The organism is Methyloversatilis sp. RAC08 (assembly GCF_001713355.1).
Taxonomy (GTDB): Bacteria; Pseudomonadota; Gammaproteobacteria; order Burkholderiales; family Rhodocyclaceae; genus Methyloversatilis.
Genome location: NZ_CP016448.1, coordinates 3,643,494 through 3,655,751 on the forward strand (window position 1 = coordinate 3,643,494; position 12,258 = coordinate 3,655,751).

Here is a 12,258-nt window from a genome sequence, read left to right on the forward strand (position 1 = left end):
GCGCTCGCTCACGGACTGTCGACATCAATCGCGCCCGGTTCGCGATTCGATGTCGTCAGCGCCTGAACCGCCCGCCGGTAAGGCGTGCGCTCTTCCAGTTCGTCGATGTGCAGCGCCACGCCGGCGCGCTCCCGCTCAAGGTAGCGCGCCACGGCGTCGGCAAAATCCGCGTCGCGCAGCCAGTGCGCGGACCAGGTCGTTTCCGGCACGAAACCGCGCGCCATCTTGTGCTCGCCCTGGGCACCGCCTTCGAACACCGCGAGCTTGCGCTCGATCGCGTATTCGATGCCCTGGTGGTAGCAGGCCTCGAAGTGCAGGCAGGGAACATGTTCGAGTTCGCCCCAGTAACGCCCGTAAAGGCGCCTGTCGTCGCGCAGGTTCAGCGCGCAGGCGATGTCGCGTCCGGCCACCGATGCCACGACCAGCATCAGCGCGTGCGGCACATGTTCGCGCAGCAGTTCGAAAAATCGGAAGTTCAGATACGGGCGCTGACCGCGCACGCGATAGGTATTGCTGTAGCACTTGAAGAACAGGGCGAGATCGGCGTCGCGGATGTCCGGTCCGTCGACGCGCCTCAGCGAAACACCTGCATCGGCCACACGCCGCCGCTCCTGACGGATCTTCTTGCGCTTGTCGCGCGCCAGCGATGACAGGAAGGTTTCGTAGCTGTCGTAGCCCGCGTTGTACCAGTGGAACTGCACCGACTGGCGCAGCAGCAGCGACGAGTGCTGGAGCGCAGCCAGCGATTCGGCGTCCGGAAACAGCAGGTGGGCCGACGACACGCCACTGTCGCGCGCATGCGCCAGCCAGGCTTCGAGCAGTGCGGTGCGGGCCGACGTGTCGCGCGCCAGCAGCCGCGGGCCGGGCACCGGCGTGAAGGGAATGGCGCTCAGCAGCTTGGGGTAGTAGGAGCGCCCGGTACGTTCTAGCGCCTCGGCCCATGACCAGTCGAAAACGTACTCGCCATAGCTGTGCAGCTTGCGGTAGCCGGGCAGCGCGGCGATCAGCTGCCCGTCTTCGTGAACGGACAGGTGATCCGGCTGCCAGCCGGATTCCTCGGTGACGCAGCCCGAACTTTCGAAGGCATCCAGCAGCGCGTGCGACAGTGTGGCCTGACCGCCGGTGAGTGCGTTCCACTGCGCGGCGTCGAGATCGGCGATCGCGCCATGGCGCTCGACGCGCAGTACCGGTCCGCTCACTCAGTCGTACTTGATGTACTTGAAGCGCGGGTCGTCAGGCGTGCCGGCCAGCGCCGACCCTTCCGCCAGTGCCGGCTGCCACATGACGACCTCTTCGATCTTCTTCGCCAACTGGAAGTCACGCTCGGTCACGCCCTTGGCTTCGTGGTTCATCAGCTTGACGATCACGAAAGCATAGGACACCGCGAGATCCGGGTGGTGAAAGGCCGCTTCGGCCAGATGACCGACCGTGTTCACGACCATCAGCGTGCCCTTCCAGCCGCTGGTCTTGTACTTGCGGCGGATCCAGCCGTCCTCGTAGTACCACTTGGGCAGTTCGCCCTTCAGGCGGGCGTCGATCTCTTCCGGTGTGAAGGCCTCGTTCGGCCCGGCTGTTCTCCACTGCGTCATGTCGTTGCTCCTCGGGTGGTTCGGTCAAGCCATGAAAAACGCGCTGTCCCGCCCGGCGTGGGCCGGATGAGGCAGCGCGCATCGGCGTCGCATGCCGGAGGCGAACTCCGGCGGGCGGTCAGGCCGCGAAGTTCTTCGCCGCGAAGTCCCAGTTCGCGAGACTGGCGAGGAAGGTATCGACGAAGTCAGGACGGCGGTTGCGGTAATCGATGTAGTAGGCGTGTTCCCACACGTCGAGCGTCAGCAGCGGCTTCGCGTCGGAATTGAGCGGCGTACCGGCACCGCTGGTGTTCACGATGTCCAGCGAGCCGTCCGGCTTTCTGACCAACCAGGTCCAGCCGGAGCCGAAGTTGCCGACCGCGGATGCCTTGAACGCCTTCTTGAATTCGTCGAAGCTGCCCCACTTGGCATCGATCGCCGATGCCAGCGCGCCGGTCGGTGCGCCGCCGCCTGCGGGCTTCATGCTGCTCCAGAAGAAGCTGTGGTTCCACACCTGGGCGGAGTTGTTGAACACGCCGCCTGCCGGCGCCTTCTTGACGATGGCTTCCAGATCGAGGTTTTCGAACTCGGTGCCCTTGATCAGGTTGTTCAGGTTGGTGGCGTAGGTCTGGTGGTGCTTGCCGTAGTGAAATTCGAGGGTTTCGCGCGAAATGTGCGGAGCCAGAGCGTCGAGCGCATAGGGCAGCGGGGGCAGCGTGTGTTCCATGGTGTCTCCCAGTCGTGTCGGTTCAAAGTCAGGTATGCGAGTTTAGGGTTGCCCAAGTCCGAGCACAAGGCAAAGCGTGCAGGCACAAAGGCCCCTCAATTGCTGGGTGTTTCGTCGGTGGCGGCCGCTGCGCTGACGCGCCCGACCGTCACGCCGGCCCTGCCGCGTGCGAACTGCAGATCAAGTTCCTGTCCGGACGACAGCGTCGCTGCGTCACGCACGATGCGGCCTTCGCCGTCACGCACGATGGAAAAGCCGCGCGCCAGCACGGCCGCCGGATCGAGCTGCGCGAGTTGGGCCGAATTGAGACCACTGCGGTGGCGCGCAGTTTCAAGCAGCCAGCGCGCCGAGGTGCGCAGCCGCTCGGTCAAGCGCTGCAATGCGACCTGACGGCGCGCAAGATCGGGGCGTCTGTCGTGCAGGCGCTGGGTCAGGGCGTCGGCATGACGGCGCTGCTGCGCCAGGCTGACATCGCGGGCGCGCCGCATCCGCGCGTGCAGCGCATGCAGCCGCTCGCCCGCCCGCGTCAGCTGTCGTGCTGGCGCATGCAGTCGCGACGACAGGTCGTCCAGCCGCTGGCCGCGCCGCTCGACGCGGGCGCGCATGGCCCGGGCCAGCCGCCGCGCCAGCCCGATCAGCCTGGCAGCCGCCTCGACATGGCCGGCACTGACCAGCTCGGCGGCGGCGGTCGGCGTCGCGGCGCGCAGGTCGGCCACGAAGTCGGCGATCGAAAAATCCGTTTCGTGCCCGATGCCGGTGACCACCGGAACCGGGCTCGCTGCGATGGCGCGTGCCACCGCCTCGTCGTTGAAGGCGGCCAGGTCTTCCGCCGATCCGCCGCCGCGCACCAGCAGCAGCGCGTCGCAGCCGAGGCGCCCGGCCCGCGTGACGGCGGCGGCGATCTGCGGCGGCGCATCCGCGCCCTGCACGAGACAGGGCAGTACGGTCACCTCGATGTGACGGGCGCGTCGTGCCAGCGTGATCAGCACGTCACGCAGTGCGGCACCCGACGCTGAGGTGACCACAGCCAGCCGGGCTGGCAGCGCCGGCAGCGGCCGCTTGCGCGCAGCATCGAACAGGCCTTCCTGTTCCAGCTTCGCCTTCAGCCGCAGAAAGGCGTCGTGCAGCGCGCCCTGGCCGGCCGGCCGCATCGCATCGACGGTCAGCTGGAAGTCACCGCGCGCCTCGTACAGCGACACCTGGGCGCGCACCTCGACGCGCAGGCCGGCGCGCACTTCGAATGGCAGCAGCTGACTGCGGTTGCGGAACATGACGCAGCGCACCTGCGCCAGCTCGTCCTTCAGCGAAAAGTAGAGGTGGCCCGACGCAGCGCGCGTCACGCCCGACAATTCGCCGCTGACCCACAGCACGGGAAAGCTGCGCTCCAGCGTCAGCCGGGCGCGTCGTACCAGTTCGGATACCGGCATGCCGGGTCCGGCCGGCATCGGTGATTCAGGGACCATCGTTCACCACGCTGTCATCGAAGCTTAATTTTTGATCGCTGCAAGAAAAACGCCTGTGCCGGCCGCGATTTCCCGCTGTCGTCCGGCCGCTACCCACACGGTTATCCACAAGTTCTGTGGATAACCCCGCCCGGCGGCATGCTGCAGTGCGCAACCACATCGGCTCAGGGTTGCCCCGGCTGGTGTCGCAGGCTACAGTTCGCCGCTTGCTGACGAGGGGAGCGCACGTGTTTGACATCATCCGGGCGGCCGGCTGGCCCATCTGGCCGCTGATCGCGGCGTCCATCATTGCGCTGGCGCTCATTTTCGAACGGCTGACAAGCCTGCGACGCAGCAAGGTGGTGCCGCCGGCACTCCTTGATTCGGTGCTCGCCGATCTGAAGGGCGGTCTGCCGAACGCCGACATGATACGCCGCGTTGCCGCCCACTCGCCGCTCGGCCGCGTGCTGGCGGCCGGTCTGCGCAACGTGCGCAATCCGCGCGAAATCATGAAGGAAGCGATCGAGGAAGAGGGGCGTTCCGTGGTGCATTACCTCGAGCGCTATCTGACGACGCTGGGCACGATCGCCGCTGCCGCGCCGCTGATGGGACTGTTCGGGACGGTCGTCGGCATGATCGAAATCTTCGGTTCCCAGACGGCGACCGGCAGCAATCCGCAGCAGCTCGCGAGCGGCATTTCGATTGCGCTGTACAACACCGGTTTCGGTCTGCTGGTGGCGATACCGGCGTTGATCTTCCACCGCTACTTTCGCGGTCTGGTCGATGACTTCGTGGTCGAGATGGAGCAGCTTGCGATCAAGCTGGTCGAAGTCGTACACGGCGAGCGTTCGGCAAAGTAGGGCGCCCAGATGAACTTCCGACGCGGACGTGGGCGCGAAGAGCTGGAAATCAACCTGATTCCGCTGATCGACGTGCTGCTGGTCATCCTCATCTTCCTGATGGTGACCACCACGTACTCGAAAACGGCTGGCCTCGAAATCACGCTGCCCAGCGCGCAGGCGCCGGAGGCCGAGCCGGTGGCGCGCGAAATCAACGTGATGATCACGGCCCGTGGCGACATTCTGGTCGATCGTCAGCCGGTGCCGGCCGGTGACATCGAGCGGCTGCGCAGTGCCCTGGCGGGCGCCGCGTCGGGCAAGGAAGACCCGGTGGTGATCATTTCATCCGACCGCGACGCCCGGCTGCAGTCGTCGATCGATGTCATGCAGGCTGCGCAGAAAGCCGGCATCGCCGGCATTTCCTTCGCTACCCAGTCCGACGCGCCGGCCGGTCGATGAGCGCAGCGCGGGCGCTGCCCGAAGCCTGGCACCGGCGCGGCTGGCTGGCTTGGCTGCTGTGGCCGCTGTCCCTGCTGTACCGTCTGGTCACCACGCTGCGCCGTGCCGGTTTTCGTTCGGGCGTATTGCGCGCCGACCGGCTGCCAGTGCCCGTGGTGGTCATCGGCAACATCATCGCCGGCGGCGCCGGCAAGACCCCGCTTACCCTCTATCTGGCCCGCACGCTGACCGCGCGCGGCCACCGGCCGCTCATCGTGTCGCGCGGCTACGGCGGCACGGTGCACGGTGTGCACGAGGTCGCGGTCGACGATGACCCGGCGCGGTGCGGCGATGAAGCCCTGCTGCTGGCGCAACGCAGCGGCGTACCGGTGTGGGTCGGACGTCGCCGCGCGGAGGCCGCCCGCGCGGCACTTGCCCGCCACCCGCAGTGCGACGTCGTGCTGTGCGACGACGGTCTGCAGCACTACGCACTGGCGCGCGACATCGAAATTGCGGTGTTCGACCGGCGCGGTGTCATGAACGGATTTCATCTGCCGGCCGGCCCGCTGCGCGAGCCGCCGTCGCGTCTGGCACAGGTGTTTGCGCAGGTGCTCAATGGCACGCCGGATGCACCGCTGAGCGGCCCGCCGCGTTTTTCGATGCGTCTGCAGGGTGAACGTTTCCGCCGTCTCGACCAGCCCGGTGACAGTGCAGGCGTCGCCGACCTGCAGGGTCTGCGCCTGCACGCCGTGGCCGGCATCGGCGAGCCGGCGCGCTTCTTCGACCACCTGCGGGCGCTCGGACTGGTGTTCGTGGCGCATCCGTTTCCCGATCATCACGCGTATTCGGCGCGGGACCTGACGTTTCAGGACTGCGATGCCTTGCTGCTGACCGAGAAGGACGCGGTAAAATGTCACGGATTGTCGGACACCCCTGTGTGGGTATTGCCGGTCGAGGCACACCTCGATCCTGATCTGGCGGGCCGGGTATCGGACCGCCTTGCGGAGCTGAAGCATGGACCCCCGACTACTTGAGATTCTCGTCTGCCCGGTCACCAAGGGACCCCTGGTGCTTGACCGTGCACGCAACGAGCTGCAGTGCAAGGCGAGCCGCCTGGCCTACCCGATCCGCGACGGCATTCCGGTCATGCTGGAAGATGAGGCGCGCGAAATGTCCGAGGCCGAAGTGGCCGCATTGCGCGACGCGGTGCCGGGCCGCGGTACGGCGTCCATCTGAGGCGCTCATCATGTTCAAGGTGGTGATTCCCGCCCGCTTCGCCTCGACGCGCCTGCCCGGCAAGCCCCTGATCGACATCGGTGGCCTGCCGATGGTCGTGCGTGTCGCTCAGCAGGCCGCGCGCAGCGGCGCCGACGCGCTGGTGGTGGCGACCGATCATGAAGGCATCGCCGCCGCGGTCACCGCGCACGGTTTCCAGGCGGTGATGACACGCGCCGACCACTCGACCGGTACCGACCGCATTGCCGAAGTCGCGGAGCAACTGGGCTGGTCGCCGGCGACCGTGGTGGTCAATGTGCAGGGTGATGAACCGCTGATCGATCCGGACCTGATCCGTGCCGTCGCGCTGGCGCTCGATCAGGATCCGGAATCGTCGATCGCGACCGCCAGCAGCGCCATCACCGAGGCCGCTGACTTCTTCAGTCCCGGCGTGGTGAAGGTGGTGTGCGATGCGCAGGGCCGCGCGATGTACTTTTCGCGCGCACCGATCCCGTGGGCGCGCGACGACTTTGCCGTCACGCGCGACGTGCTGCCGCCCGGTCTGGATGCGCAGCGCCACATCGGCATCTACGCCTACCGGGTACGCTTCCTGCAGAAGAACGCCCGTCTTTCGCCAGCGGCAGCTGAGCAGTGCGAGGCGCTGGAACAGCTGCGCGCGCTGTGGCACGGGCACCGCATCCGCGTTGTCGGCAATGTCGCCATGCCGCACGCCGGTGTGGATACCGAAGACGATCTGGCGCGCATGCGTGCGCTGTTCGCGAACGGCATCGCGTGACGCACTGCGGTTTGACCGCGCCGCACATTGGCGGTAAGTTCGCGCCCGCTGACACCGGACGGTAACAAAGCCGGTGCGGCCTGCAGAAGAAGAATCCGGACATCACATCAACCCCGACAACAACACCACATCAGGAGCGGACATGCGCCTCATTCTTCTGGGCCCGCCGGGCGCCGGCAAAGGTACTCAGGCCACCTTCATCAAGGAACGCTTCAGCATTCCGCAGATTTCGACCGGTGACATGCTGCGTGCCGCGGTGAAGGCCGGCACCCCGCTCGGCATCGAAGCCAAGAAGGTGATGGACGCCGGCGGCCTGGTGTCGGACGACCTCATCATCGGACTGGTCAAGGACCGCCTGCTGGCCGACGACTGCAAGGCCGGCTACATGTTCGACGGCTTCCCGCGCACCATTCCGCAAGCCGACGCGATGAAGCAGGCCAAGGTGGCGATCGACTTCGTGCTGGAAATCCAGGTGCCCGATTCGGACATCATCACCCGCATGAGCGGCCGCCGTGCCCATCTGGCGTCGGGTCGCACCTATCATGTGGTGTTCAACCCGCCCAAGGTCGAAGGCATCGATGACGTGACCGGCGAACCGCTGGTACAGCGCGACGACGACCGCGAAGAAGTGGTGAAGAAGCGGCTCGAGGTGTATCACTCGCAGACCCGTCCGCTGGTCGATTACTACTCCGGCTGGGCACAGCGCGGCGAGCCGGGCGCACCGCAGTACCGCGCCATCTCGGGCGTCGGTCCGGTCGACGAGGTGATGAAGCGCGCACTCGAGGCACTGCGCTGACACTGATGCCTGCAAACCTGTTCTACGCGCAGTCCGGTGGCGTCACCGCGGTGATCAACGCCACCGCCTGCGGTGTCATCCAGGCGGCACGCGAGCAGGGCGGGCGCATCGGCAAGGTGTTTGCCGGGCGCAACGGCATCCTCGGTGCGCTGCATGAAGACCTGATCGACACGTCGTTCGAAAGCGATGCAGCCATCGCCGCCCTGCGTCACACGCCGGGCGGCGCCTTCGGCTCGTGCCGCTACAAGCTGAAGGGGCTGGACGAAAGCCGCGCCCATTACGAACGGCTGATCGACGTGTTCCGCGCGCATGACATCCGCTACTTCCTGTACAACGGCGGCAACGACTCGATGGACACCGCATGGAAGGTGTCGCAGATCGCCGAGCGTCTGAACTACCCGCTGGTGTGCGTCGGTGTACCGAAGACGGTCGACAACGATCTGGTCGGCACCGACAACTGCCCCGGCTTCGGTTCGGTGGCGAAATACGTCGCCGTGTCGATGATGGAAGCCGGTCTCGATGTCGCGTCGATGGCGCGCACCTCGACGAAGATATTCGTCATGGAAGTGATGGGCCGGCACGCCGGCTGGATCACCGCGGCTGCCGGACTGGCAGCGCGCAATGCGGGCGATGCGCCGCACCTGCTGCTGTTCCCCGAAATCCCCTTCGATCAGGCCGCCTTCATGGCGCGCGTCGATGCCTGCGTGCGCGAACACCAGTTCTGTGCCATCGCGGTGTCGGAAGGCCTGCGTGGGCCCGACGGCAAGCTGCTGGCCGAATCGGGCACGCGTGACGCGTTCGGTCATGCCCAGCTTGGCGGTGTCGGCCAGCAGGTGGCCGAATTGATCAAGGCGCAACTCGGTCACAAGTATCACTGGGCGCTGCCCGACTACCTGCAGCGCAGCGGTCGCCACATCGCGTCGGCGACCGATGCCGCCCAGGCGCATGCGCTGGGTCGCCGCGCGGTCGAGCTGGCGCTCGAAGGACGCAATGCCGTGATGCCCGCCATCGTGCGTACCGCCGACAGTCCCTACCAATGGGAGATCGGCGTCGTGCAGCTGGCGGATGTGGCGAACCACGAAAAGATGATGCCGAGAGATTTCATTTCCGACGACGGCTTCGGCATTACCGATGCCTGCCGGAGATACCTGCAGCCGCTGATTGCGGGCGAGGACTATCCGCCCTATGTCGACGGCCTGCCGGCCTACGTGAGTCTGAAGAACGAAAGTGTGGCGGCCGTGCTGCCCGCGTTCGGAGGCTGACACAGACCACGTGCAACCGCTTGTTGCAGTCCGCTCTCCAGCGGTCTGCCGATTTACCAGGGCAGCAGCCGGGGAGGCGGCGCCCGGCGATCCACAAGATCGCTGCAGCTTTCGGACGTCCTGCTCACGCGGGGTGTCCATCTGGCGCAGTAAAACAAGGGGGGAGGGGTGATGTTGTCGTCCGGTCTGATATTCGCACTCGTGTGTTCGGTGGTCGCCATCGCGTATGGCGCCGTATCCAGCAAGTGGATTCTTGCTCAACCCAGCGGCAATGAGCGCATGCGCGAAATTGCCGATGCAGTGCAGGTGGGCGCCCAGGCCTATCTGAACCGGCAGTACCGGACGATTGCCATCGTCGGGGTCATCCTTACGGTTGTCCTGTGGCTCACGCTAGGCACGTCGACCGCCGCCGGCTTCGTCATCGGAGCGGTGCTGTCCGGGGCGGCCGGCTACATCGGCATGAACGTATCGGTACGCGCCAACGTGCGCACGGCAGAAGCCGCGCGCAAGGGCATTTCCGAAGCGTTCGACGTCGCCTTCCGCGGCGGCGCGATCACCGGCATGCTGGTGGTCGGCATGGGCCTGCTGGGGGTGGCAGGCTATTACGCGATCCTGAAAGGCTCTGCCGCGCACGACGCGACGATCGATCAGATCATCCATCCGCTGATCGGCCTGGGCTTCGGTTCGTCGCTCATTTCGATCTTTGCGCGCCTCGGCGGCGGCATCTTCACCAAGGGTGCAGACGTCGGTGCCGACCTGGTGGGCAAGGTCGAAGCCGGCATCCCGGAAGACGATCCGCGCAACCCGGCGGTGATCGCCGACAACGTGGGTGACAACGTCGGTGACTGCGCAGGCATGGCAGCCGACCTGTTCGAAACCTATGCGGTGACCATCGTGGCCACGATGCTGCTCGGCTCGCTGCTGCTCAAGTCCAATGCCGAAGCGGCAGTCATCTACCCGCTGGCGCTGGGCGGCTTTTCGATCATCGCGTCCATCATCGGCTGCATTTTCGTCAAGGCGAAACCGGGCCAGAAGATCATGGGCGCGCTGTACCGCGGCCTGATCGTGGCCGGCGTACTGGCGACCATCGCCTTCTATCCGCTAACCACGGCGCTGATTCCCGACGACGCGCTCAATGCCGTCATGGGCATCGACGGTGGCGCGCAGATGCGGCTCTACCTCGCGGCACTGGTGGGTCTGGCGCTGACCGGCCTGATGGTGGTGATCACCGAGTACTACACCAGCACCGAGTTCAAGCCGGTGCGCCACATCGCCGAAGCGTCGACCACGGGTCACGGCACCAACATCATCGCCGGCCTCGGCGTGTCGATGAAGTCGTGCGCCTGGCCGGTGCTGTCGGTGTGCGCCGCGATCTGGGCCGCCTACACGCTGGGTGGTCTGTACGGCATCGCGATCGCCGCGACGTCCATGCTCAGCATGTCCGGCATCATCGTGGCACTCGACGCCTACGGTCCGATCACCGACAACGCCGGCGGCATTGCCGAAATGTCCGATCTGCCTGCGTCGGTGCGTGCGGTGACCGATCCGCTGGATGCCGTGGGCAACACGACCAAGGCCGTCACCAAGGGTTACGCCATCGGCTCGGCCGGTCTGGCCGCACTCGTGCTGTTCGCCGACTACACGCACGCGCTCGAAGCGGTCGGTCACAGCGTCACCTTCGATCTGGCCAACCCGGCGGTCATCATCGGCCTGTTCATCGGTGGCCTGATCCCCTATCTGTTCGGCGCCATGGCGATGGAGGCGGTGGGTCGTTCGGCGGGCGCGGTGGTGGTCGAAGTGCGCCGGCAGTTCAAGGAAATCCCCGGCATCATGGAAGGCACGGCCAAGCCCGATTACTCGAAGGCGGTCGACATGCTGACCGTGGCGGCGATCAAGGAAATGATGATTCCGTCGCTGCTGCCGGTGCTGGTACCGGTCATCGTGGCCTTCGGCATGGCCTTCCTGATGGGGCCTGAAGCTGGCGTGCAGGCGCTCGGCGGCCTCCTGATGGGCACCATCGTGACCGGCCTGTTCGTCGCGATTTCCATGACCACCGGTGGCGGTGCGTGGGACAACGCGAAGAAGTACATCGAGGACGGTCACTTCGGCGGCAAGGGTTCCGAAGCGCACAAGGCCGCGGTGACCGGCGACACCGTGGGCGATCCGTACAAGGACACGGCGGGTCCGGCGGTCAATCCGCTGATCAAGATCATCAACATCGTGGCGCTGCTGATCGTGCCGCTGCTGCCGTCGGCCACCGGCTCGGCGGTCAGTGCCGCCAACCCGACTGTATCGGTGGCTCAGGTACAGCAGGTTGAACAGGCGCGCTGAGCATTCCGTGAACTGAAAGGGCCGTGCCGGAGTTCCGGCACGGCCTTTTTTTGGTTCATCCTGGTTATTGGTCAGCCTTGATTCCGGGCGCATCCACATACGATCGAGTCGTTTTCACCGGAAGTATTTGTCGGCTGACTTGCGCGTGACGACCTGAGTACGTTCGTCTCGCAGCCGGCTGACTTCCGGAAAGCGGACATGGCTTGAGTGTTCTTGTCCCGGGTCGGCCAATGAACTACCATTTGCCGATGGAGTTCGAATGGGACGAAGCCAAGAACAATGCCTGCTTTCGAGAGCGCGGGTTTGATTTTGCTTACGCCGCGAGGGCATTTTTCGATCCGGATCGCAGGGTCGAGGCTGACATCCGCTACAGCTATGGCGAGGCGCGCTTTCAGTTGATGGGCAAGGTCGGGTCGCGCCTCTTCATCGTCATCTACACGCCGCGTGGCGCGGCAGTCCGCATCATTTCCGCCCGCAAGGCCAATCAGAGGGAAGTTCGACGTTATGAAGACAATACGAGTGACGATTGACCCTGCCGAGCCTGAGTCGCTGAAGCAGGGGCGCATTGATGCCGAGCGGGTGGATGCAACAACCGAGGGCGACATCGCTGCGCAGGTTGCGGTCGACGACGCGCTGTCACGGCAGGATGCTGGCAGGTTCGTCCGCCGCGTGCGCAAACGTCTAGGGCTGAGCCAAGCCGAGTTCTCCGCGAGCATCAATGTGCCGCTCGAAACGATAAGAAACTGGGAGCAAGGCAAGCGCAGCCCCACCGGAGCGGCGAAAGCCTTGCTGAAGGTACTCGACAAGGCGCCGGAGGCAGCGCTGGCGGCATTGAGCTGATCGT

Annotated in this window: 14 protein-coding genes; 10 read left to right on the plus strand and 4 right to left on the minus strand. The window is 65.8% G+C overall.

The features are described from left to right. Positions 1 to 8: 8 nt before the first annotated feature. From BSY238_RS16510 to xseA, 4 genes are all read right to left on the minus strand, one after another. Entirely contained in the window at positions 9 to 1,199 is a 1,191-nt protein-coding gene (locus BSY238_RS16510) for a GNAT family N-acetyltransferase (RefSeq protein WP_069040113.1), read from the minus strand. After that, entirely contained in the window at positions 1,200 to 1,589 is a 390-nt protein-coding gene (locus BSY238_RS16515) for a 4a-hydroxytetrahydrobiopterin dehydratase (protein WP_069040114.1), read from the minus strand. 118 nt (positions 1,590 to 1,707) lie between these two features. Then, entirely contained in the window at positions 1,708 to 2,295 is a 588-nt protein-coding gene (locus BSY238_RS16520; protein WP_069040115.1) for a superoxide dismutase, read from the minus strand. A gap of 95 nt (positions 2,296 to 2,390) precedes the next feature. Next, positions 2,391 to 3,740 carry an exodeoxyribonuclease VII large subunit gene (xseA, locus tag BSY238_RS16525; protein ID WP_223300183.1) on the minus strand — a complete coding sequence of 450 codons (1,350 nt, stop codon included), beginning with the start codon at positions 3,738 to 3,740 and terminating at the stop codon, positions 2,391 to 2,393. 245 nt (positions 3,741 to 3,985) lie between these two features. On the opposite strand from xseA, the gene BSY238_RS16530 reads away from it, so the two are divergent. From BSY238_RS16530 to BSY238_RS16575, 10 genes are all read left to right on the plus strand, one after another. Continuing rightward, complete coding sequence (locus BSY238_RS16530) at positions 3,986 to 4,597, plus strand: MotA/TolQ/ExbB proton channel family protein (protein ID WP_069040117.1); 612 nt, start codon at positions 3,986 to 3,988, stop codon at positions 4,595 to 4,597. 9 nt (positions 4,598 to 4,606) lie between these two features. Continuing rightward, entirely contained in the window at positions 4,607 to 5,035 is a 429-nt protein-coding gene (locus BSY238_RS16535; protein WP_069040118.1) for an ExbD/TolR family protein, read from the plus strand. Beyond that, complete coding sequence (gene lpxK / locus BSY238_RS16540; RefSeq protein ID WP_069040119.1) at positions 5,032 to 6,048, plus strand: tetraacyldisaccharide 4'-kinase; 1,017 nt, start codon at positions 5,032 to 5,034, stop codon at positions 6,046 to 6,048. Before BSY238_RS16535 ends, lpxK begins: the two co-directional genes overlap by 4 nt. Next, on the plus strand, positions 6,029 to 6,250 hold the full coding sequence (locus tag BSY238_RS16545; RefSeq protein WP_069040120.1) for a Trm112 family protein: 222 nt from the start codon (positions 6,029 to 6,031) through the stop codon (positions 6,248 to 6,250). Before lpxK ends, BSY238_RS16545 begins: the two co-directional genes overlap by 20 nt. A 10-nt stretch (positions 6,251 to 6,260) precedes the next feature. Then, a complete protein-coding gene (gene kdsB, locus BSY238_RS16550) occupies positions 6,261 to 7,025 on the plus strand; it encodes a 3-deoxy-manno-octulosonate cytidylyltransferase (RefSeq protein WP_069040121.1) in 765 nt (254 codons plus the stop codon). Between the two features lie 142 nt (positions 7,026 to 7,167). Further along, positions 7,168 to 7,821: an adenylate kinase gene (gene adk / locus BSY238_RS16555; RefSeq protein ID WP_069040122.1), complete on the plus strand. Its 654-nt coding sequence runs from the start codon at positions 7,168 to 7,170 to the stop codon at positions 7,819 to 7,821. A 5-nt stretch (positions 7,822 to 7,826) separates the two neighbouring features. Then, complete coding sequence (locus tag BSY238_RS16560) at positions 7,827 to 9,083, plus strand: 6-phosphofructokinase (RefSeq protein ID WP_069040123.1); 1,257 nt, start codon at positions 7,827 to 7,829, stop codon at positions 9,081 to 9,083. Between the two features lie 171 nt (positions 9,084 to 9,254). Beyond that, complete coding sequence (locus BSY238_RS16565; RefSeq protein WP_069040124.1) at positions 9,255 to 11,414, plus strand: sodium-translocating pyrophosphatase; 2,160 nt, start codon at positions 9,255 to 9,257, stop codon at positions 11,412 to 11,414. 230 nt (positions 11,415 to 11,644) lie between these two features. Beyond that, the gene (locus BSY238_RS16570) at positions 11,645 to 11,944 is read left to right on the plus strand and encodes a BrnT family toxin (protein WP_223300184.1); all 300 of its coding nucleotides are present in this window, start codon (positions 11,645 to 11,647) and stop codon (positions 11,942 to 11,944) included. Then, complete coding sequence (locus BSY238_RS16575; RefSeq protein ID WP_223300185.1) at positions 11,934 to 12,254, plus strand: helix-turn-helix domain-containing protein; 321 nt, start codon at positions 11,934 to 11,936, stop codon at positions 12,252 to 12,254. The genes BSY238_RS16570 and BSY238_RS16575 overlap by 11 nt, the downstream gene beginning before the upstream one ends. Positions 12,255 to 12,258 lie beyond the last annotated feature (4 nt).